Annotated in this window: 23 protein-coding genes; 5 read left to right on the plus strand and 18 right to left on the minus strand. The window is 71.0% G+C overall.

Annotated features, from left to right (window positions below; genetic code table 11):
- Window positions 1-121 precede the first annotated feature (121 nt).
- The 6 genes from SLP03_RS15665 to SLP03_RS15690 form a co-directional block, all read right to left on the minus strand.
- Entirely contained in the window at window positions 122-418 is a 297-nt protein-coding gene (locus SLP03_RS15665) for a hypothetical protein (RefSeq protein WP_319461322.1), read from the minus strand.
- A gap of 91 nt (window positions 419-509) precedes the next feature.
- The gene (locus SLP03_RS15670) at window positions 510-1,772 is read right to left on the minus strand and encodes a phospholipase D-like domain-containing protein (protein ID WP_319461323.1); all 1,263 of its coding nucleotides are present in this window, start codon (window positions 1,770-1,772) and stop codon (window positions 510-512) included.
- A 47-nt stretch (window positions 1,773-1,819) separates the two neighbouring features.
- A complete protein-coding gene (locus tag SLP03_RS15675; RefSeq protein WP_319461324.1) occupies window positions 1,820-2,137 on the minus strand; it encodes a hypothetical protein in 318 nt (105 codons plus the stop codon).
- A gap of 859 nt (window positions 2,138-2,996) precedes the next feature.
- Complete coding sequence (locus SLP03_RS15680; RefSeq protein ID WP_319461325.1) at window positions 2,997-4,013, minus strand: tyrosine-type recombinase/integrase; 1,017 nt, start codon at window positions 4,011-4,013, stop codon at window positions 2,997-2,999.
- Window positions 4,014-4,427: 414 nt separating this feature from the next.
- Entirely contained in the window at window positions 4,428-4,964 is a 537-nt protein-coding gene (locus tag SLP03_RS15685; RefSeq protein ID WP_319461326.1) for a GNAT family N-acetyltransferase, read from the minus strand.
- Window positions 4,965-5,200: 236 nt separating this feature from the next.
- Window positions 5,201-6,199, minus strand: coding sequence for a YafY family protein (locus tag SLP03_RS15690; protein WP_319461327.1), 999 nt, complete (start codon window positions 6,197-6,199; stop codon window positions 5,201-5,203).
- Window positions 6,200-6,261: 62 nt separating this feature from the next.
- Between SLP03_RS15690 and SLP03_RS15695 the strand changes: the two genes are divergently transcribed.
- Both SLP03_RS15695 and SLP03_RS15700 read left to right on the plus strand, forming a co-directional pair.
- Entirely contained in the window at window positions 6,262-6,849 is a 588-nt protein-coding gene (locus SLP03_RS15695; protein WP_319461328.1) for a DinB family protein, read from the plus strand.
- The gene (locus SLP03_RS15700; protein WP_319461329.1) at window positions 6,846-7,307 is read left to right on the plus strand and encodes a VOC family protein; all 462 of its coding nucleotides are present in this window, start codon (window positions 6,846-6,848) and stop codon (window positions 7,305-7,307) included. Before SLP03_RS15695 ends, SLP03_RS15700 begins: the two co-directional genes overlap by 4 nt.
- 607 nt (window positions 7,308-7,914) lie before the next feature.
- Here SLP03_RS15700 and SLP03_RS15705 read toward each other — a convergent pair.
- The 5 genes from SLP03_RS15705 to SLP03_RS15725 all read right to left on the minus strand — a co-directional run bounded on the left by SLP03_RS15705 (window position 7,915) and on the right by SLP03_RS15725 (window position 12,429).
- On the minus strand, window positions 7,915-10,305 hold the full coding sequence (locus tag SLP03_RS15705; RefSeq protein ID WP_319461330.1) for an excinuclease ABC subunit UvrA: 2,391 nt from the start codon (window positions 10,303-10,305) through the stop codon (window positions 7,915-7,917).
- A gap of 327 nt (window positions 10,306-10,632) precedes the next feature.
- Window positions 10,633-10,788, minus strand: a complete 156-nt coding sequence (locus tag SLP03_RS15710) for a hypothetical protein (RefSeq protein ID WP_319461331.1) — start codon at window positions 10,786-10,788, stop codon at window positions 10,633-10,635.
- 111 nt (window positions 10,789-10,899) lie between these two features.
- Window positions 10,900-11,256: a VOC family protein gene (locus SLP03_RS15715; protein WP_319461332.1), complete on the minus strand. Its 357-nt coding sequence runs from the start codon at window positions 11,254-11,256 to the stop codon at window positions 10,900-10,902.
- Window positions 11,257-11,496: 240 nt separating this feature from the next.
- Window positions 11,497-11,946, minus strand: coding sequence for a helix-turn-helix transcriptional regulator (locus tag SLP03_RS15720; protein ID WP_319461360.1), 450 nt, complete (start codon window positions 11,944-11,946; stop codon window positions 11,497-11,499).
- A gap of 288 nt (window positions 11,947-12,234) precedes the next feature.
- Window positions 12,235-12,429, minus strand: a complete 195-nt coding sequence (locus SLP03_RS15725) for a hypothetical protein (protein WP_319461333.1) — start codon at window positions 12,427-12,429, stop codon at window positions 12,235-12,237.
- 371 nt (window positions 12,430-12,800) lie between these two features.
- Here SLP03_RS15725 and SLP03_RS15730 point away from each other — a divergent pair, with 371 nt between their 5' ends.
- The gene (locus SLP03_RS15730; RefSeq protein ID WP_319461362.1) at window positions 12,801-12,989 is read left to right on the plus strand and encodes a hypothetical protein; all 189 of its coding nucleotides are present in this window, start codon (window positions 12,801-12,803) and stop codon (window positions 12,987-12,989) included.
- 3 nt (window positions 12,990-12,992) lie between these two features.
- Here SLP03_RS15730 and SLP03_RS15735 read toward each other — a convergent pair whose 3' ends face one another.
- Together SLP03_RS15735 and SLP03_RS15740 are read right to left on the minus strand one after the other, a co-directional pair.
- Complete coding sequence (locus tag SLP03_RS15735; protein WP_319461334.1) at window positions 12,993-13,490, minus strand: hypothetical protein; 498 nt, start codon at window positions 13,488-13,490, stop codon at window positions 12,993-12,995.
- Window positions 13,487-14,032, minus strand: a complete 546-nt coding sequence (locus SLP03_RS15740; RefSeq protein WP_319461361.1) for a response regulator transcription factor — start codon at window positions 14,030-14,032, stop codon at window positions 13,487-13,489. Before SLP03_RS15740 ends, SLP03_RS15735 begins: the two co-directional genes overlap by 4 nt.
- 538 nt (window positions 14,033-14,570) lie before the next feature.
- Between SLP03_RS15740 and SLP03_RS15745 the strand changes: the two genes are divergently transcribed.
- A complete protein-coding gene (locus SLP03_RS15745) occupies window positions 14,571-14,819 on the plus strand; it encodes a hypothetical protein (protein WP_319461335.1) in 249 nt (82 codons plus the stop codon).
- A 339-nt stretch (window positions 14,820-15,158) separates the two neighbouring features.
- Here the strand turns inward: SLP03_RS15745 and SLP03_RS15750 are convergent, their stop codons facing one another.
- Both SLP03_RS15750 and SLP03_RS15755 read right to left on the minus strand, forming a co-directional pair.
- Window positions 15,159-15,593, minus strand: a complete 435-nt coding sequence (locus SLP03_RS15750; protein WP_319461336.1) for a nucleoside deaminase — start codon at window positions 15,591-15,593, stop codon at window positions 15,159-15,161.
- A gap of 11 nt (window positions 15,594-15,604) precedes the next feature.
- A complete protein-coding gene (locus tag SLP03_RS15755; protein WP_319461337.1) occupies window positions 15,605-16,459 on the minus strand; it encodes an LLM class flavin-dependent oxidoreductase in 855 nt (284 codons plus the stop codon).
- A gap of 93 nt (window positions 16,460-16,552) precedes the next feature.
- Here SLP03_RS15755 and SLP03_RS15760 point away from each other — a divergent pair, with 93 nt between their 5' ends.
- Complete coding sequence (locus tag SLP03_RS15760) at window positions 16,553-17,008, plus strand: Lrp/AsnC family transcriptional regulator (RefSeq protein ID WP_319461338.1); 456 nt, start codon at window positions 16,553-16,555, stop codon at window positions 17,006-17,008.
- On the opposite strand, the gene SLP03_RS31645 is transcribed toward SLP03_RS15760, so the two are convergent.
- From SLP03_RS31645 to SLP03_RS15770, 3 genes are all read right to left on the minus strand, one after another.
- On the minus strand, window positions 16,975-17,343 hold the full coding sequence (locus SLP03_RS31645) for an FAD-binding oxidoreductase (RefSeq protein ID WP_413644529.1): 369 nt from the start codon (window positions 17,341-17,343) through the stop codon (window positions 16,975-16,977). The two genes, SLP03_RS15760 and SLP03_RS31645, sit on opposite strands and share 34 nt — an antisense overlap.
- A 34-nt stretch (window positions 17,344-17,377) precedes the next feature.
- The gene (locus tag SLP03_RS15765) at window positions 17,378-18,304 is read right to left on the minus strand and encodes an AEC family transporter (protein ID WP_319461339.1); all 927 of its coding nucleotides are present in this window, start codon (window positions 18,302-18,304) and stop codon (window positions 17,378-17,380) included.
- 132 nt (window positions 18,305-18,436) lie between these two features.
- Window positions 18,437-19,951, minus strand: coding sequence for an aldehyde dehydrogenase (NADP(+)) (locus SLP03_RS15770; protein WP_319461340.1), 1,515 nt, complete (start codon window positions 19,949-19,951; stop codon window positions 18,437-18,439).
- Between the last annotated feature and the right edge of the window lie 26 nt (window positions 19,952-19,977).

Raw genomic sequence — 19,977 nt, forward strand, 5'->3', positions numbered from 1 at the left:
TCGCAACTGGTCTGGGGCAACACGAACGACCACGTTCGTCGCCGCATCCAAGACGCCGTGCGGGTGGCTCGCGTGGACGACCAACTGCCGGCAGAGCTCCGCCAACGACCTGACTCGACCGTCAGAGCCTGGTGGAGCGTTCGGGCGTCCAGCGGATCACCGGCTTGGGCTGGGGGAGCGGGGCGCGGGGCCGGCCCACCGCCGGCATCGGATTTGCCGGTACGACCTCCAGCAGCACCCCGCGGTGGCGGAACTTGCCTAGCTTCACGCCCGGCTCGTCGCGTACCAGCAGCACGTCCACGTCGGACGACGCCGATAGCACCGCCTCATCCGGCAGCGCCACCGTCGAACCGCTGAAGAAGCCGCCCTGCACCGCCGGGTCACGGCGCATCTGCGCGCGTACCCAGTCGACCGCCACCGCCCGCGCCTCGCCTACCCGGATTCCGGCGATCCTGCAATCAGCGGCATCGTCAGGCTACGGCGGCAGCGGCGCCACGTGGGCTCGGCGCCTAACAGGCCGCCGTACCGCCGTTAGCGACGGTCCTGATCCCCGGGGCGTCGCGGACCGTGCGGAAGTTCGTCCGGAAGGCGTTGAACGCGGTGGAGTCCTCGAGCTGCAGCAGGGCCTCGTCGGACTGACGCAGCGAGTTGTAGCTGAAGTTGTGACTGCCGACCCAGGTGACGGTCCGGTCCGCGCCACCGTAGTAGTTGCCCTCGACCTGGAGGTACTTGCTGTGCGTCCAGACGCTGTCGCCGAAGCAGTAGTACTTGACGACCGGCCCGCCGTAGGGGCTGCCCGTCGCGGCGAGGAGGTTCTTCATGGCGCCGACTTCAGAGCGGCTGTTCTGGTCGTACCGCTGCACCACCTCGACGTAGCAGCCCGCGTTGTCCAACTCCCACAGCTTCTTGGCGACGTAGGTGCGGCTGAAAATGACCTGGTTGACCCGGATGATGGTGCGGTGGGTGCCGTCCTGCGTGCCCACGGCGGAATTGCCGAAACAGGAGACGTGGTTGAGCGCGGTCATGATCGTATCTTCGCTCGCGTCGTTGTACGGCTGTCCGTTGCTTTCCTCCCGCGGATAGAAATAGACCTTCGCGTTGCCAGAGGCCACCGCGGGCCGGCCGGTGTCGTAGTAGTTGTTGTTGACCGCGCCAGCCTTCAGGTCGTCGAAGTAGCCGCTGTAGGCGTTGTAGATGTTGGCGTTTCCCACCAGTACGAGCGCGGAGTTCCACCCGCGGAGTCCGTCCCGACCGGCGTGCAGGTTGGCCGTCGACTGGACCACCACGTCCGAGGCGCCCTGGGTGCTGGAGAACAGGAAGAACTTGTTGTGGTTGATCGACCCGACGTTGCTCAGCACCCGGTCGCCGATGCAACCGCGACCCGCCGGACAGAACAGAATCCACGACGGCGCGCTGAGGTCGGTGCCGAGCGCCGTCACCAGGGAGGCGTACGGGGCCTTGGCGCGGTCGTTGTCGTTGAAGATGACCTGGACGTTGACCCCCCGGTTCTTCGCGGCGATCAAGGCGTTGGGCACGGTGGGGTCGGCCGCGTAGAACATCGACATCCTGACGCGGGAGCCGGCCGGCGCGCCGTCGATCAATCCCACGACGTGCGTCTGGATTGCCGCCTTCTCAGCGGCTGTACCGAGCGGATTGTTGAAGACGGCGGTGGTGGTCGGTACCGCGAACGCGGGCTCCACGCCGACGGACAACGCCGCGGCCACGAGGCACGCGGATGCGGCGAACGACGACATGACCTTGCGTAGGGACACGGACCCTCCGGGGTGAACTCACGGCGCCTGCCAATGAAGTGGCGGGCCTAGGTGTATTGGAGACGGGGCTGGCGCAGCGCCCTGATAAGGGCGAGCGCGCCGAACGCCGCCAGCGACAGGCCGGCGCCGACCCCGGTTAACGTGCTCGGTGCCACGCGGGTGGTCAGGCCGACGATCAGCGCCACGACCGCGGTGAATGTGACCAGGATGCCCAGTGGGATGAGGTTCCGGTCACGGAGAAGCCGCGCGAGCGGCAGGAAGTGGACGCCCACCACGGCGCAGATCCACACCGGAATGTAGCCCGGCCGACCGAGCACCCCCAGCAGTGCCGCGCCCAGGCCCGCCACTGCGAACTCGACATCCACGATGCTCCCGTACCGCCGGCCGGCCGCCCGGTTGTTGATCGCGGCGGTCGACGCCGGGGCTGGAGAAGCCGACCACCGCTTCGGCGATCGCGCCGAGCCGGGCGGCCATGCTGCCAAGGGTCAGCCACGGGTGCAGCCAGGCGGGCGGGGCCGCGTGCCCCCAGCCGAACCAGGCCACCCCGAAGAACCCCTCCACCAGGGCGGTGATGCCGCCGTCGCGGCGCGACTGCCGTGCCGTCTCCATGGGTGGCGACTCTAGCCCGCGAGTTCACCCACTTCCGGATCATGGTGACCGAAGGTTATGGGACCGTTGCACGCTGCGCAGCCGCTCCTGCCTGGCCTCGTCGACCAGCCTTGCGAATTTCTGCCGGTATTGCACCGTAAGTCCGGGATCGCCGGAAATCTCCAGGTTGATCGCCCGGATCGCGCCTCGAATGCGGGGTCGGCGAACTCGGCGGTGGTGGCGCGCATCACGGTCTTGACGATCTCTTCCGCTAGCCGACGGCCGCCCGCGCCGCGATGACTTCAACCGGGCACTTCCCGCGGTCTGGGCAGGGCGATCACGGAGGCAGCGCTGGCCGCGGGGGATCGCGTCGTGGGAGCGGCGCCCAACGTCGACCGGCTGAAGGACGACCACGTCAGACGGGCCGACAATGCAACCGGGCTGTGGATCCGTCAGAGCCCGGCTGATCTGGTGGCGTGGAACACATAGCGACCGTCATGCGGCAGGTGCGTGCTGCCAACGGCCCTGGACCTCTGGCTGCTTCCCTGGACGCCGAGGCGCATCCAGCAACTGCGCCCGGACCGCGATCCGCCGGGCCTCGTTCCGATCAAGCCGCAGGGGAGCCATGACCCGACGCTAAACACCCGGTCCGACAGCGCGCCCACCCACGAGACCCGCCAGCGCCCGGTTCGTGCGGTTCGACCGGACCGCCGCCCGCTGCTGAACCGCAGTCACCTCGATGTACGTCTGCGACGACGCCAACGACGCGTGCCCCAGCAGGCGCATGATCTCCGCCGCGCTCGCCCCGTCCTCCGCCAACCGGGTCGCGAACGTGTGCCGCAGCGCATGCAGCCGCGCCCCACGGGGCACCCGGTCACCGATGCCGGCCCGCCGGTAACAGGACTCCACCAGGTACTGCAGACCGCCCCGGCGCAGCAGCTCGCCCCGCCGGTCCACCAGCAGCGCGGAATCCGGCCGCACGCTGCGCGCCCCGAACCGGCGGGCGCGACTGTCCAGATAGTCCAGCAGGACCCGGTCCAGGTCGTCCTCGATCGGCACCACCCGCGGACGTCCGCCCTTGCCCGCCACGTCGACCCGTCGTTCCCCGGGCCGACCGGCCACCGACGCCACCCGCAGCGCCAGCAGCTCGGACAGGCGCAGCCCGGCGCAGAGCGCCAACGCCAGCACCGCCACGTCCCGCTCCGGCCACGGATCGCGCTGCCGGCCGTCCTCGCGGGCCACCGCGGCGAGCAGTTCCTCCGGGGTGTCCTCGCCACGCAGCGGCTTGGGCTGGGGGAGCGGGGCGCGGGGCCGTCCCACCGCCGGCATCGGATTTCCCGGTACGACCCCCTCCGCAACCAGGAACGTGAAGAAGCTGTTCCACGTCGACCAGGCCCGGTGCACGGAGGCGGCGGCGCGGGGCGCGGCGAACCGGGCGAACGCGGCGCGCATGACCCGGGGGGAGAGGGCGGTGATCATCAGCTCGTCGCGGGGGAGGGGAGCGGTGGCCGCTTCCTCGCTCACCAGCACGGTGACGCTGGTGAGGTCCCGCCGGTACGCCGCCAGGGTGTGCGGGGAGGGCTTGCGGGTGGCCCGGGTGGTCAGGAACTCCTCGATCAGATCTCGTACCGGTTCGTCCTGTTTGTCATGCATAAGGGATATTATGCATGATTCTCGCGTTCCCGGCCATCGAGGAAGGGGAGCGGTGGAGGTGATCGGCATGCTGGCGGCGCACCCACCGCTGCGGATGTTCGCGGATGGCCTGCGGCTCACCGACGGGTGTCAGTGCCACCGAACGGGTGGAGCAGCGAATGCCGCCTGTCGGCGCGGGGCATCCGCGTCGGCTGCTGCGCGCAACGCGATCTGTTCGACCGCCTCGGACCTTCGCCGTCAGCACCTGGGCTGCGCCTGCCGGCCGCCTCTCTCAGAGGAGGCCCGGAAACCCCAACTTGACATAATGTACATTATCGAATCGACGTCGCCTCGCGCGGCCGGGGCGCCCCGACGCCTCGGCCCGTGTCGTTTCTCAGCGAACTTGAGCCACGGCTGTGTTAGCTGAGCCATCTGTCAGTTCTTCTCATCAAGATCTGTCGTGATCATCGAGAAGACGGCCAGGTCATGCGCCTCTTCGCCATCCCATTCGGCCATCCGCAGTGTGCCCTCCCGCTGGTATCCGGCCTTTTCAGCGACCCGCAGGGAATCGACGTTGTCAAGGCGGGCGTGCAACTGGACCCGCCGCATCCCGCCGTCAGTGAGCGCCCATCGGCCGACCGCGCGGGCCGCCTCGGTCGCGTGGCCTCGACCGCGCCGACCGGCCTGCACCCCGTAGCCGATTTCGCTGCGTCCAGCCTCCCAGTCGGTGTCACGCAACCCGATGCTGCCGACGATCTCGCCGCTGATCCCCTCCACTATCGCCAAGAGCACACCCCCGCCGTCCAACCGCCGCTGGTGCACCTCAGCCAGCCACCCGTCCACGTCAGCGACGGCCCCAGGGGAACCCGGCGGCAGTGCCGTCCGGTCCCCCGCCGCCACGAACGCCACCACCTGGACCGCGTCCTGCGACCCGAACTCACGAATCTCCAACCCACCGGAGATGATCTTCACTGGAGGAAACATGGTGAGCAGCGTAACCGTCGAGGAGCACCGTCCCCACTGATAATCAGCCGTAGCGAGCGTTGCGATGCCGCCCGATCAAGATGGTGAGAAGAGCGAGCCTCCGCTGATTCTCATCATCCTGAGCCACCGCAGGTCAGGAGGCTGCGGGTGGCTCAAGTTCACTGAGAACGGACAGCCCGGTTCGCGCCGTGGGTCGCGGCCCTCGCGGCTGGCGTGGTCGCGGCTCATGACTCCTCCATGTCCGGCACCGGTGAGATCGTTGCACCGGCAGACAGCAGTCTCTCCGCCAGCGCGCGACAGCGCCTCCCGAGCTCCGGAGGGTCGAGTACCTCGAAGTCGTGCCCCAGCAGGAGCACGTGCATGAGCACGAAGTCGAGGCTGCCGGCGCCACTGAGCACCTCGCAGAGCTCGCTCCCTCGCCGTCGTACGACGGCCGCCGACGCCGGAATCTGCGCGCGCACCGTGTCAGCCGACGCGTGCACGAGGAAGCGCGCATGGTGCGAGTAGACCCGACTCGCCACACCCTCCTGCACGTACGTCGCCGCGTCGGGCGCCGCGCGCGGGCGGAAGCGCCAGGTCCGTGCGGACACATCGGTCATCCGGTCGACGCGGAAGCTGCGCCAGTCGTCGCGATCGAGGTCGTAGGCGAGGAGGTACCAGCGCCGGTCGGAGGCGACCAGACGGTAGGGCTCGACCCGCCGCCGTCGCACCTCGCTTCCGGACGGGTAGTCGAAGCCGGCCTCGACCTCGTCGCGGCAGGCTCTGGCCAGCGTCATGAGCACCTCGGGGTCGACCGGCGTACGGCCTCCGCCGAAGGACTCCACCGAGCCGGAGAGTGCGCGCACCTCGTGCCGCAGCCGGGTGGGCAGCACCCGGTCGAGCTTGGTCAGCGCCCGGAGTGCGGCATCGCCGGCGCTGGCGACCCCGCCACCCGCGCCGGCGAGCAGCGAGACCGCGGTGGCGATCGCCTCCTCGTCGTCGAGAAGCAGCGGCGGCAGGTCCTGCCCCGGACCGAGCTGATAGCCACCGCCGACACCCTGGCTGGCATGCACCGGATAGCCGAGCGTGCGCAGCCGCTCGACATCACGCCGTACCGTGCGCGGCGTGACCCCGAGCCGGTCGGCGAGCTCGGGGCCGGTCCAGACCTGGCGCTGCTGCAGCAGCCCGAGCAGGGTGAGCACCCGCTCCGTCGTACCCCGCTCGCCACCGCTTGCCACGTCCATGTCGCCCACCCTGCCAGAGACAGCGGACCGATCCTGTCCGCTAGAGGTGTCAGGGTGGCTCCATGGATGCAGACGAACTCGACTGGAACCGGGCGCTGCGCGAGCAGTGGGAGTTCCACTGGAACGATCAGCTCCGAGCCCGGCTCCACGGCCTCACCGACGACGAGTACTTCTGGTCGCCGGTGCCGGGCGCCTGGAGCGTGCGGCCGCGCGGCAGCTCGACGGCGCCCTTGCAGGTCGGTGCCGGGGACTTCACGATGGACTACGCCTTCCCCGAGCCGGCCCCCGCGGCCTTCACCACGATCGCCTGGCGACTCGGTCACGTCATCGTCGGCGTGCTCGCCGCGCGCAACGCGGCGCACTTCGGCGCGCCGGCGGCGTCGTACGAGACCTGGGAGTACGCCGGCAGCGCGGCCACCGCGCTCGACCAGCTCGAGGCCCAGCTCGACGTCTGGCTGGCCGGGGTGCGCGGCCTCGGCGAGGCCGGGCTCCGGGTCCCGGTCGGCGCGAGGGAGCCCTTCCCCGAGGCGCCCATGGCCGATCTGGTGCTGCACATCCACCGCGAGCTGATCCACCACCTGTCCGAGGTCTGCCTGCTGCGCGACCTCTATCTGCACACGAAACCCGCTACGAACGGAGCAACCCGATGAGCCGCCACATCCAGGTCACCCTCGACGCCCACGACCCGCGTGCGCTGTCGTCCTTCTGGCGCGACGTACTGGGCTACGTCCACCCCGGCCCGCCCGGAGTCGACCTGCCCGAGGACGCCGACCCGCTGGCCGCGTGGGACGACTTCCTCGCGCGGGTCGGCGTACCGGAGGAGCAGCGCAACACGAGATCGGCCATCGAGGACCCGGACGGGCACGGCCCACGGCTGTTCTTCCAGCAGGTGCCGGAGGACAAGGTCGCCAAGAACCGCGTCCACCTCGACGTCCGTGCGGCTCCCGGACTGCAGGGAGAGGAGCGGATGGCGGCGCTGGAGGTCGAGTGCGGCCGGCTCGTCGCGCTGGGAGCGACGCGGGTACGTCGCTACGAGCCCGCTCCCCCGATGAGCGCCGGCTTCATCGTGATGACCGACCCGGAGGGCAACGAGTTCTGCCTGGACTGACGCAGCTCGGCTGTAGTTGCGGAAGCCGCGGCCGGTCTTGCGGCCGAGGTAGCCGGCGGTGACGAGGTGCTCCAGCAGCGGGTGCCCCGTGAGCCAACGCCGCTCGACCGTCACGTCCGGATGCAGCACGTCGTAGCTCAGCATGTGTCCCGGGCGTCCCCCGGCCCGTCCATGGCGTCGGGAACTGTCCGCCGTCGCCCGCCTCGGGCGAACGCGTCGGATAGGGCTTCGGGTGGCGCAGGACGTGCATGCCGGCCGCGTCGTACAGCACCCGGTTGACGAAGGCTCCCATGCTGCCGTCGAGCTTGAATCGGGGGTGGTCGCGGCTCCAAACTGGCACCAGCGGCCATCATTGCCGAGGCGCTCGGGTACTCCCCCGATCGAGCGCCAAGCGAAGGCATCCGGCGCGGAATACGCCCAGTACGGCGCCGCTGTCATCGACGCCGGCCTGTCTGCTGCGCAGTAGGTCCCGGCTCACTCGGGAGGACCAGCACGACAAGCGTGCGCCCAACGAACGAGCGAACCCCCGGCTGCCGTGGCTGCACCGGGGGCCAACCTGACTCACGCATGTTTCTAACTCGTCTCACGGTGTCCGCGAGGGCCTCGGTCAGGTGCCGACGTAGGCCGCGAGGTGCTCGCCGGTGAGGGTGGAGCGGGCGGCGACGAGGTCGGCGGGTGTGCCCTCGAAGACGATCCGGCCACCGTCGTGGCCGGCGCCGGGGCCGAGGTCGATGATCCAGTCGGCGTGCGCCATGACCGCCTGGTGGTGCTCGATGACGATGACCGACTTGCCGGAGTCGACGAGCCGGTCGAGCAGGCCGAGCAGCTGCTCGACGTCGGCGAGGTGGAGGCCGGTGGTCGGCTCGTCGAGGACGTAGACGTCGCCCTTCTCCCCCATGTGGATGGCAAGCTTGAGCCGCTGCCGCTCGCCGCCGGACAGCGTGGTGAGCGGCTGGCCGATGGTGAGGTAGCCGAGCCCGACGTCGGCGAGCCGCTCGAGGATCTTGTGCGCGGCCGGGGTGCGCGCCTCGCCGGCGCCGAAGAACTCCTCGGCCTCGGTCACCGACATCGCGAGCACCTCGCTGATGTCGCGGCCGCCGAGGTGGTAGTCCAGCACCGACGGCTCGAACCGCTTCCCCTCGCACACCTCGCAGGTGGTGGCGACGCCGGCCATCATCGCCAGGTCGGTGTAGATGACGCCGGCGCCGTTGCAGTTGGGACAGGCACCCTCGGAGTTGGCACTGAACAGCGCCGCCTTCACGCCGTTGGCCTTCGCGAACGCCTTGCGGATCGGGTCGAGCAGTCCGGTGTACGTGGCCGGGTTGCTCCGGCGCGAGCCGCGGATCGCGCCCTGGTCGATCGCCACCACCCCGTCCCGGCCGGCCACCGAGCCGTGGATCAGCGAGCTCTTGCCCGACCCGGCCACGCCGGTCACCACGACCAGCACGCCGAGCGGGATGTCGACGTCGACATCCTGCAGGTTGTGGGTGCCGGCGCCGCGCACCTCCACTGCCCCCGACGGCGTTCGCACCGACGGCTTCAAGGAGGCCCGGTCGTCCAGGTGCCGCCCGGTGAGCGTGCCGCTGGCCCGCAGCCCCTCGATGGTCCCCTCGAACACCACCTCGCCACCGGCAGTGCCAGCGCCGGGGCCGAGATCGACGACGTGGTCGGCGATCGCGATCGCCTCCGGCTTGTGCTCCACGACGAGCACCGTGTTGCCCTTGTCGCGCAGCTGCCGCAGCAGGTTGTTCATCCGCTGGATGTCTTGGGGATGCAGGCCGATGGTGGGCTCGTCGAAGACGTAGGTGACGTCGGTGAGCGACGACCCGAGGTGCCGGATCATCTTGGTGCGCTGCGCCTCGCCGCCCGACAGCGTGCCCGACGGCCGGTCGAGCGAGAGGTAGCCCAGCCCGATCTCCACGAACGAGTCGAGGGTGTGCCGCAGCGTCGTGAGCAGCGGCGCCACCGACGGCTCGTCGAGGTCGCGCACCCATGTGGCGAGGTCGCTGATCTGCATCGCGCAGGCGTCCGCGATGCTGATCCCCTTGATCTTCGACGAGCGGGCCGCCTCGCTGAGCCGTGTGCCGCCGCACTCGGGGCAGGTGGTGAAGGTGACGGCCCGCTCCACGAAGGCGCGGATGTGCGGCTGCAGCGTGTCGACGTCCTTGGAGAGCATCGACTTCTGGATCTTCGGGATCACGCCCTCGTACGTCAGGTTGATGCCCTCGACCTTGATCTTGGTCGGCTCCTTGTGGAGCAGGTCGTGGAGCTCGCGCTTGGTGAACTTGCTGATCGGCTTGTCCGGGTCGAAGAAGCCGCAGCCGCTGAAGATGCGGCCGAACCAGCCGTCCATGCTGTAGCCGGGGATCGTGAGCGCACCCTCGTTGAGCGACTTGCTGTCGTCGTACAGCGCAGACAGGTCGATGTCGTTGATCGAGCCCCGGCCCTCGCACCGCGGACACATGCCGCCGGTGATGCTGAAGCTGCGCCGCTCCTTCACGGTCTTCCCGCCGCGCTCCAGCGTGACCGCGCCCGCTCCACTGATCGAGGCGACGTTGAAGGAGAACGCCTGGGGCGAGCCGATGTGCGGCTGCCCGAGCCGGCTGAAGAGGATGCGCAGCATCGCGTTGGCGTCGGTGGCGGTGCCGACCGTGGAGCGGGGGTCGGTACCCATCCGCTGCTGGTCGACGATGATCGCGGTCGTCAGCCCGTCCAGGACGTCGACATCGGGCCGCGCCAGCGTCGGCATGAAACCCTGCACGAAGGCGCTGTAGGTCTCGTTGATCATCCGCTGCGAGTCCGCGGCGATCGTGTGGAACACCAGTGAGCTCTTGCCAGAGCCGGAGACGCCGGTGAAGACCGTCAGCCGGCGCTTCGGGAGCACGACGCTGACGTCCTTGAGGTTGTTCACGCGCGCGCCCTGCACGCGGATCAGATCGTGGCTGTCGGCAACGTGCAGCGCAGGCGATTGTGTGTCCGTCGTCGTGGCCGTGCTCATCGTGTCTCCCTCTGTTACGCGGGGCTGCCTTCGCGGTATCCGTCGGCGTCGCCTGGCTCGATCTGACCAGCTTCGAGCAGTACGTCTGGTTCTGGGTCGTCGGCGCGGTCGCTGTCTACCTGATCGGCGGTGTCGGCCGGGGTGGCGCGGCGTCCGTCCGGCTGACGCTGGTCGGGGTCGCGCTCGGCGCATGAACCAAGGTATCCACGCCGCTTTGGCCCGTGGAGCCCCTGTGACCTCGGCCACACGGCGCGCCCGGCCAAGGCGTCAGACCACCCAACGGCCGTCGCGCATCAGCTCGCGGTCGGGCAGCTCGTTCACCTCGCGTCACGCCTGGATGCGGCGCGGGGAGATGCGGAACCAGTGGTACGGGGTGGCCAGCGCACGCGGGTCGAAGCCGGTGCGCGCGGCGAACCGGTCACCCCGCTCCTGCGGCAGCGCGTCGATCTCGAGGACCTCGACTTCGCTCTCGATCATGGACACGTCGCGGGTGTGGCCCAGCCGACGAGGCACCGGCCACCCAGACGCCGATGTCGTGGGTGAGCCGATGCTCGGTGTCGCGACGACGCTGAGCGCGGGAGCGGGGGTCGGCACTCATCGGTCCTGAAGCAGCCCGAGGACGTTGCCATCGGGGTCGGTGACGGTGGCCACCAGGCGGCCGCCACCGACGTCGTGCGCGGGCTCCTTCACGATGGCACCCGCGGCGGTCACCTCGGCCAGCTTCGCCTCGATGTCCGGCACGTGCCAGTAGGCCACCGGCGAGGTCATGCCCTGCGGTCCACCGCCCGGCACCAGCCCGATGTGCTGGCCCTCGGCCTCGAAGCCGACGTAGTAGGACCCGTCGGTCTGCGGCGGGACGCCAAGCAGGGCGGTGTACACCGCCTTGGCCGTCGCCAGGTCGGAAACGGGATGCAGCACGGTCTTGATTCCCTGGGTGGAAGAGCCGGTCATGATCACTCCTGAAGTCGTGGGTCTGGTCGGGATTGTCCGTCTTGAAGGCGAACGGGAAGTCCGGAAATCGACAGCCCGATCGCCCCGGATGGCGATTTCGCCGTTGGCCGTTCGGCTTAACCGGGCCCAGCCCGAAGGAGGATCACCGGGACCATCTCCGGGCGGTCGCGATAAGGGCCAGGGAGGCGTCCGGGTCGTCGTGCGGGAGGAAGCTCGTGTGAATGGTGAGGTCCATGGCAGTCAGGCTAGGTGCGGCTCGGGGGCCGGCGCTTCTCGATTCCTGATCGGTCTGGTCACCTGTTTCGCCACGCACGGCGGCATCCCCGCCGTCGCGCGCGCCGCCTGCCGCCGATAGACGCTGGGCGGCACACCGACCAACTCGGTGAAGCGACTGCTGAAGGTACCCAGCGACGCGCAGCCGACCGCGAAACAGACCTCGGTGACGCTGAGGTCGCCACGACGCAGCAGCGCCATCGCGCGCTCGATGCGCCGCGTCATCAGATAGGCGTACGGCGACTCGCCGTAGGCGCGCCGGAACTCGCGACTGAGGTGCCCGGCCGACATGTTCACGCCGCGGGCGAGCGCCTCGACGTCCAGCGGCTGCGCGTACTCCCGGTCGATCCGGTCGCGAACGCGGCGCAGCCGCGCGAGGTCGCGCAGGTGCTGGGCTGCGGCGGGTCTGCTCGTCACCTGCGCGATCGTGCCACGACGCACCGCAGTTGCCCAGCGTCGCTGGCGTCCCACCCACTCCGCGTCCACCCTGCCCCGGTTTGTCCGCGCTCAACGACATCGAGTTCTTCGAGGAGGCCTACGAGCTCAAGGGTCGCGAGCAGCACGAGAGCAGTCGATGCTGCTCGGGCGCGAACACGTCTCGCTACCAGTCGTCGGGTATGCGGTCAGGCGGGTAGCGGCCGCGGCCCGTGCCACAAGGTGTGCGCCAGGAAGCGACGGAGCGCGCGGCCCGACAGCACAGCTGGGTCAAATGCTCCAACCGCCCGCGCCGCCGCGGTCCGTCCGGCCCCGCGCATCATCGAACCGGCGGCGGGCCCCGGCGGACGCGCGCAGGTCGCGAACCTGGCGGTCGCCGTCGACCGGGGTACGCCGGGTCCGGCGCCAGAGCCAGGCCGCCATCACGGCCAGCACGACGATGATCAGGATGATGAGCCACCGCATGGCGGCCTCCGTCCGGCGGCTAATGCTTCGGGCACGGCGGCTGCGGCGGGACCGGCTGCTGCTGCCGCTGGGTCGGCTCGTCTGAATGCACCCGGACAGGGTACGGCGACGCTCCGTTGTGGGCGGTCCAGTGGACGTCCGGGAACGCCTTGACCGGGCGGACCGCACAGACCCGCTCATGCTGTCGCCGCAGGCCACGGCCTCGAGATCGCGGTCGTGGCCGCACGCGACCGAGGTTGCAACAGACACCGCGAATGTGGTCCGGTCGACCGGCACCACTCCTCCCCCACGATGACACGGGGGTGAAGACGAGGAGAATTCACAGCCCGCGCGGCCGCTTCCGGCTTCCGGCGAGCGGGCGTTCCTCGGTTGTGAACGCAGGATCTCTGGCACACCAGTGGGGATCGAAACCGCCGGCCGTCATCGCCCTGCTCGCCGACGCCGTGCTCGGCGAGGGCCGGGACCTCGCGGCGGTCGACGACGTGTATGAGCGGATGTTCGCCGACATCACCGCCGACCGCGCGACCGGCTCGGGTTCGTCGCCAGCCACGAGGGCATGAAGATCAGTCTGCGGTGAGCGGCAGCTCGACCGGCTCGGCCGCCGCGCCGGCCGGCGCGGAATGCTGCGGCGCGGGGCGGGCCGGCAGTCGCGAGTGCCGGTGGTTGCGCACGGCCACCTCGCAGGTTACGAGGCGGATCGGCGGGGGCGGCGCGGTGAACGGTCCCGGCCCCCAGCGCACCCAGAGCGCGACCCGGCCGGCGTCGGCCTCGGCGAGCAGCTTCTCCACGGTACGCCGCCGGTCGGTGCGGTCCACCTCGACCACGACAGGACGACCGACGGGACGAGCACAGGCGACGTCCACGACCGAGTGCCGGTTCTGGTACGGGGCGGGCAGCGGGACCACACTCGTGGCACGCCGGTACACCCGGAAGCCCTGGGCCTCACCCCACGCGCCGACCGCGTCGACGAGCAGCGCGGTGACCTCGCCGGTCGGCCGGTCCACGAACGTGAGCCGGTCCAGGTGCGCCGCCAGCGAGGCGGCGAGCGCGTCGTCGTTCACGGTCCGCCCCGGTTGCCGCCCGGGACGACCAGCCCGGTCTCGTAGGCGACGACGACCGCCTGCGTTCGGTCCCGCAGGCCGAGCTTGCCCAGCAGTCGGCTCACGTGCGTCTTCACGGTCTCGTCGCTGACCACGAGCCGCTCGGCGATCTCCGGGTTGGACAGGCCCTCGGCGAGCAGTCGCAGCACCTCGGTCTCCCGCGGGGTGAGCACCCCGAGCGGGGCCGCGTGCCGGGGCGGTCGCGGGCGCAGCCGCGCGAACTCCCCGATCAGCCGCCGGGTCACCGTCGGCGCGAGGAGCGCCTCGCCGGCCGCGACGATCCGGACGGCGTCGAACAGCCGCTCGGCTCCGTCCATCACCGGCATGCGCACGTCCATGAGGACCACGTCGGGCCGCCGCTCCCGGCAGACCCGCACCGCCTCGGCGCCGTCGGCGGCGCTGCCGACCACAGTGAGGTCCGGCTGCGTGTCGAGGGGCGCGGCGAAGCCGGCCCGAACGACCTCCTGGTCGTCGGCGACGACGACCCGCACCGGCTCGCTCATGCCGCCACCTCGCTGGCATTCGGCGACGTCACGAGGCCCATGGGCGCTGCAACGTGATTCGCTCGCTGACGCTCGCTCATTGGTCCACCCGGTGGCCCGGCGCCGCCCCACCATGTAGAGCGCGGCGACCGCGGCGGCGAGCACCGCGATCGGCGGCCGGGGGTGCAGCGCGAGCGTGAGTGATGCCGCCGCCGCCGTCGTCGCGGCGGCCCACAGCGGCCGGGCCCGCAGCAGCGCCACCGGCGCGGTGGCGCAGACGGCGAGGAGCAGCGCGGCCGGCAGCAGGGCATCGGAGACCACGCCGCGCAGGACGGTCTCCACCAACGCGGTGAAGCTGAGCAGCGCTGCGGCGACCGCTGGCAGTTCGGGCAGGCCGGTGACCCGTCCGACGGCGCCGGCGGGCCGGCCGTGCGCATCTGCCTCCATGCCGCCATTGTCGCGGCATGGTCGGTCCGCCGCGTCCCCCGGGTGCCCGTCCCTCGCGCGGGGGACCCGCCGCCGGTGCGTCACCCGGAGCCCGGCACCCGAAGACGGCTCCGTGGCGGGACGACCGGGCGTCGCCATCCTGCTGTACGTCGCGCCGATCCTGACCGTGGTCGTCACGGACCCTCGGTGGCTGAAGCGGATCGACCGGGTCTCGCCGATGACCGCCGGCCTGAAGATCCAGGCGACGACGGCGCTGGATTCGCTGACGATCGGACCGCGGCAGGGCCTGGGCGTCCTGGCCCTGTGGGCGGCGGGCGCCCTGCTGGCGGGCCTGCTCTCGCTGCAACTGCGCGACGCGTGACTCGGAGCCTCGTGATCGTTCGCAACGACCGCCACGAGGCCCCGATCGGGCACTGCGCCTACGACCGCTTGCGGGCGGCGGCCAGGAAGTCGTGGTTCAGCCGCCCGATCGTGCTCAGCGGGCTGAGCATGCTTCGACGCTGCCGGCCCTCACCGTTCGATGCGCTAACCGAGCGGACCACTAACGGTCAGCCGGTACACGGTAGCCGCGGGCCAGCTGCGGTGAGCGCAGCACATTCCGGTACCGCAAACGATGGCGCGGGGGGCCGGGGCCGCCCCCGGGCGCATAGCCGGACAGCCCGGGGCGGCCGCACCCCCTTGCCGCCCCAGGGCCGGAGGATCAGCGGTAGTAGCCCTCGACCGGTTTTCTTGCCTCGTCGAGCAGAGCTGGACCGTCCTGGCGTACGGGCCGCGGGCCGGCGGTGGAGGTGGGCGACTTGAGGCCGTTGAGCTGTTCGGTTGCCAGCGCGAACACCACGCGGCCGAGGCCGGACCGTTCAAGCGCGCCCGTACACATTCCGCAGGGTTGGCAGCTGGTGTACATCGTGGTGGCCTCCGCCACGTCCGGGGCCAGGTTCGCGGCCGCCCACCGGGCCAGCTTCAGTTCGGGGTGCGCGGTGATGTCGTTGTCGGCGATCGAGGTGTTCTGTTCTTCGGCGATCACCTTGCCGTCCGGGCCCACCAGCAGTGATCCGAACGGCGGGTTGCCCGCCTCCCGTGCCGCGCCGGCCAGCTCGATGGCCGTGCGGAGATGACGTTCGTCGTCGAGGTTCACGCGTGCTCCGTTCATGTGTGGTGTCCGTTCGGGTCCCAGCAGGCAGCTACGGTCGCGAGCGCCTGCCACGCGGTCTGCGGCCGGCAGGTTTCGCGTGGGTCTCCGTTGAACGGGTCGAGCACGACCGTGTCCGAGCCGAGGAGACGCAACTGTTCGAGGTCGTCGACGATCTGCTCGATGGTGCCCTCGCCGGCGAGCCGTCCGGCGCCGGTGACCGGTGTCGTGGTCAGTCGCAGCGCGATGCGGGGAGCCAGGGTGGGAGCAGGTCGTTGCTGCTCGTCCGCTACGGCCTTCATCCGGTCCAGCGCCTCGCGCAACCACGGGAGGGTGACCCGCAGCGGATGCCAGGCGGCGCCGAGGCGTACCGCTCGGCCCAGGCCGGCGTCGCTGTTGCCGCCGATCCAGATTGGTATCTGTCCGCTGCGGTAGTCGTCGTCGTTCTCCCAGGCCTCGCGTATCGCCGAGAGGTGATCGTCGGTCAGCCTTCCGCGGCGCTGAAACGGGATCCCGAGCGCTTCGAACTCCTGCCGGGCCCAGCCGACGCCGACGCCGAGGACCAGCCGGCCGCCACTGAGCTGCTGAAGGTTGGCGGCCATGCGTGCGGTGAGCAGCGGGTGTCGGTACGGCGCGATGAGCACGGTGGTGCCCAGCCGGACCCAGTCGGTGACTCCGGCCAACCAGGCGAGCGTGGTGAAGGGTTCGTAGAACGGCGCCGGGTACTGCTCGGCGACGTCGGCTGTGACGGCGATGTGGTCGGACACCATCAGCAGGTCGAACCCCAGGCCCTCCACGGTCTGCGCCCAGCGGCGCAGCACGTCGGGGCCGGTGCCGGGCCCGAAGTTGGGGACGTTCACGCCGATCTTCACCGGTCCAGGCTAATCGCCCGCCCCACCATGCCTGAAGAGAATCTTGCCTGCGCGTTGGCGCTTCTACCGTGGATCTGCCGGTAGTTTGCACGAATGACCGAGAGTCTCGACGCGACCGACTGGGCGATCCTGAGCGAACTCCAACGAGACGGCCGCGTCCCGCTCACCGAGTTGGGACGACGGGTGAACCTGAGCGCCTCCGCGACGACCGAGCGGGTCAAGCGGTTGGAGGCGACGGGCGTCATCGCCGGTTATCGCGCCGATGTCGACCTGGTGAAGGTCGGTTACCCGGTCCTCGCCGTCGTGCGCCTGAAATACCCCGGCAGCCGGCACCAGCCACTGCACCAGCTGCTTGGGGAACGCTTCGAGATCCAGGAGTGCCTGCGCACCACCGGCGAGGACTGCTACTCGCTCAAGGTGGCGGCCACCTCGATGGCCCACCTGGAACAGCTCATCAACGAGCTGGCCCAGTTCGGCAGTACCACCACCAACATCGTCTACAGCCAGACGTTGCCCTACCGTGGTCCGCGGGGCCCGCAGCCCACGTGATCCTGACCGGGGCGGGGCGTACCGGCGCTGCAACCTCCGGCAGAACGACGACGCCTCCCGCAACGCCGTTTCGCGTCACGATTCAGGTCGCGCGCGTAGCCCGCACGTGAGCCCGGCAGCAGCTTCCCGGGGTTCATCAGCCCCCGCGGATCGAACAGCTGCTTGAGCCCCCGCATCAGGTCCAGCTCGTGACTGTCCTTGTAGTCGGCGATGATCCCCCGCTTCGACTGCCCGAGCCCGTGCTCGGCGCTGATGCTGCCGTCGAACGCGCACGTCGAGTCGTAGATGACGCGGGGGCGCCGGCTCGCGCACGACGACGCCTGTCCAAGTCCCATCCGGGCATGGGGCGATACCCCTACGACATTGCGATCAGCCGAGCAGCACGGCGATCCCGGCGAGCACCGGAATGGACAGGATGGTGGTAAGCAGCACGACGTCCCGCGCCAGCAGCGTGCCCCGGTCGTAGGACGAGGCGTAGACGAACACGTTCTGCGCCGTCGGCAGGGCCGAGGTGACGGTGACCGCCAGCAAGGCCACCCCCGAGAGGCCGGCGACCCACCGACCGAGCGCGTAGGCCAGCGCCGGCTGGGCGAGGGTCTTGAGCGCCACGGCCAGCCACACCCGGGGGGCTCTGTCGCCGGACGCGGGGCGGGGTGCGCCGTGCAGGCTCATGCCGTACGCCAGCAACGCCGCGGGGACCGCGAGCGCGGCGGTGAGTTCGACCGGCTCCAGCACGAGCGACGGCAGGTCCACGCCGGTGGCCGCGACGAGCACACCCAGGCCGCAGCCCACCACGACCGGCGTGCGTAGCGGCTGGGTGAGCAGCCGCCAGTGGGGCGGGCCGTCGCCCGCCGTGTGCGAGCCGGCCAGCACGGCCAGCCCCACCGGGGCCATGACCAGTACCTGGAACAGCAGCACCGGGGCCACGAACGACGCGTCACCGAGGACGTACACCGAGATGGGGATGCCCAGGTTGCCCGCGTTGACGTAGGACGAGGCGAGCGCACCGGTCGCCAGCTTGGCCGGCGGCTGCCGCCAGCGCCACCGGGCCAGCGCCGCGTACAGCAGCGCGCTGAGGGCCGCGCTGCCCGCGGTCGCCACGAGGGCGGCCGACAGGAGCGCCGCCGGATCGGCCTCCGCGAGCGTGAGCAGCAGCAGGGCGGGCGTCGCCACAAAGTAGGACAACCGCGACAGCACGCCACCGGCGTCGGCACCCAGCGTGCCCGTCCGGCCGACGACCCAGCCGACGGCGATCACCGTGACCAGTGCGGCGAAGCCCCCGACGACCCCGTTCACCCGGCCGCGCCCGCGGCTGCACAGCTCACGCGACCGCGGCGTGCACGGCGTCCGGCGGCGCCTGCGGGAGTAACAGGCTCGGCGCGTTGTCCCGCCGGCCCCGCTCGGCGCTGGCCAGGGCGACCGGCGTGGTCATCGGGGCAGCTCCAGGACGCCGTCGATGCGCCGCGGGATGCCGCGGTAGTCGTCGGTGAGTTCGGGCGGGAGCACGTCGGCGGGTGCCCCCTGCCAGGTGAGCGGGCGTAGGAAGCGCCGGATGGCGGTGGTGCCGACGGAGGTGTGCTGCGAGTTGGTCGACGGCCACGGCCCACCGTGGTGCTGGGCCCAGGAAACGGCCACGCCCGTGGGGTAGGCGTCGTAGATCAGCCGACCGGCCCGCGGGCGCAGCTGCCGGGAGACCGCCAGCGGCAGTTCGGTCTCGCCGTGCCCGCGCAGCACGGTCGCGGTCAGCGACGAGGGCATGGCCTCCAGCGCCGCGAAAAGCTCGGTCTCACCGTGGTAGCGGGCCACGACCGACACCGGCCCGAAGCATTCCTCGGTGACCTGCTGCGGCAGCTCGCGCGCCGATGTCGCCAGCAGCAGCGGCGCAGCCCGGAAGCCGTCTCCCACCGGCTCCGCACCGCGGGCCAGCACCTCGACGCCTTCAGCGTCGGCGAGGCCACCGGCAATGCGGCCGTACGCCGCGCTGATGCCCTCGTTGAGCAGCACCGGAGCGCCGGTCCCCCGAACCGCCGCGGCCATGGCGTCGACCAACGCGTCGCCCTCGGAGCCGGCCGGCACGAACACCAGGCCGGGCTTGGTGCAGAACTGGCCGCCCCCGAGGGTGAAGGAGCCGACGAGCTCGGTGCCGATCGCCGGCCCGCGTTCGGCGGCGGCCCGCGGCGTCACGACGACCGGGTTGAGGCTGCTGAGCTCACCGAAGAACGGCACCGGGTCGGGGCGCTGCTCGATGATCTGCAGCAGCGCGCGGCCCCCGGTGACCGAGCCGGTGAAGCCCACGGCCCGGACCGCCGGGTGGGCGACGAGATCCGCGCCGGCCCGGACGCCGTGGACGAGGCCCAGCGTGCCTGCCGGAGAGCCGGCCTTGTCCCCCGCCGCCGCGAGGACGTCGAACACCAGCTGCGACGTCGCCGGGTGGGACCCGTGCGCCTTGACGATGACCGGGCCGCCGGCCGCGAGCGCCGAGGCGGTGTCGCCGCCGGGCACGGAGAAGGCCAGCGGGAAGTTGCTGGCGCCGAACACCGCGACCGGGCCGATCGGGACGAGCATCCGGCGCAGGTCGGGGCGGGGACCCATCGGCGTGTCACCGGCGTGGTCGATCGCCGCCTCGACGTAGCTGCCCTCGTCCAGGACATCGGCGAACAGGCGCAGCTGGTAGCAGGTGCGGGTGAGCTCCCCGTTCAGCCGCACCGGCCCGAGCGCCGTCTCGCGGTCGGCGACGGCGACGACGTCCTCCCGTCGCTCCTCCAACGCGTCCGCGAGGGTACGCAGCAGCGCCGCCCGCCCGGCGCGGCCGAGCGCCTCCAGGGCGGGGGTCGCGGCGAGGGCGGCCGCGCAGAGGCGGTCCACCTCCGCGGTGGTCGTCTCCTGCGCCACCTCCTCGACCGCCTGGCCGGTGCGGGGGTCGATGCTGACGACTGCGGCCATGTGGTGTTCCTCCAGTGCTGCGATGG

The sequence above is a fragment of the Micromonospora sp. RTP1Z1 genome (assembly GCF_033804685.1).
Lineage (GTDB): Bacteria > Actinomycetota > Actinomycetes > Mycobacteriales > Micromonosporaceae > Micromonospora.

Coding starts and splice junctions, on each gene's coding strand:
- SLP03_RS15680 (WP_319461325.1), bottom strand. CDS start 4,013: ATGCATGACAAACAGGACGAACCGGTACGAGATCTGATCGAGGAGTTC.
- SLP03_RS15690 (WP_319461327.1), bottom strand. CDS start 6,199: ATGGACGTGGCAAGCGGTGGCGAGCGGGGTACGACGGAGCGGGTGCTC.
- SLP03_RS15695 (WP_319461328.1), top strand. CDS start 6,262: ATGGATGCAGACGAACTCGACTGGAACCGGGCGCTGCGCGAGCAGTGG.
- SLP03_RS15700 (WP_319461329.1), top strand. CDS start 6,846: ATGAGCCGCCACATCCAGGTCACCCTCGACGCCCACGACCCGCGTGCG.
- SLP03_RS15705 (WP_319461330.1), bottom strand. CDS start 10,305: ATGAGCACGGCCACGACGACGGACACACAATCGCCTGCGCTGCACGTT.
- SLP03_RS15715 (WP_319461332.1), bottom strand. CDS start 11,256: ATGACCGGCTCTTCCACCCAGGGAATCAAGACCGTGCTGCATCCCGTT.
- SLP03_RS15725 (WP_319461333.1), bottom strand. CDS start 12,429: ATGCGGTGGCTCATCATCCTGATCATCGTCGTGCTGGCCGTGATGGCG.
- SLP03_RS15740 (WP_319461361.1), bottom strand. CDS start 14,032: ATGAGCGAGCCGGTGCGGGTCGTCGTCGCCGACGACCAGGAGGTCGTT.
- SLP03_RS15760 (WP_319461338.1), top strand. CDS start 16,553: ATGACCGAGAGTCTCGACGCGACCGACTGGGCGATCCTGAGCGAACTC.
- SLP03_RS31645 (WP_413644529.1), bottom strand. CDS start 17,343: ATGGGACTTGGACAGGCGTCGTCGTGCGCGAGCCGGCGCCCCCGCGTC.
- SLP03_RS15770 (WP_319461340.1), bottom strand. CDS start 19,951: ATGGCCGCAGTCGTCAGCATCGACCCCCGCACCGGCCAGGCGGTCGAG.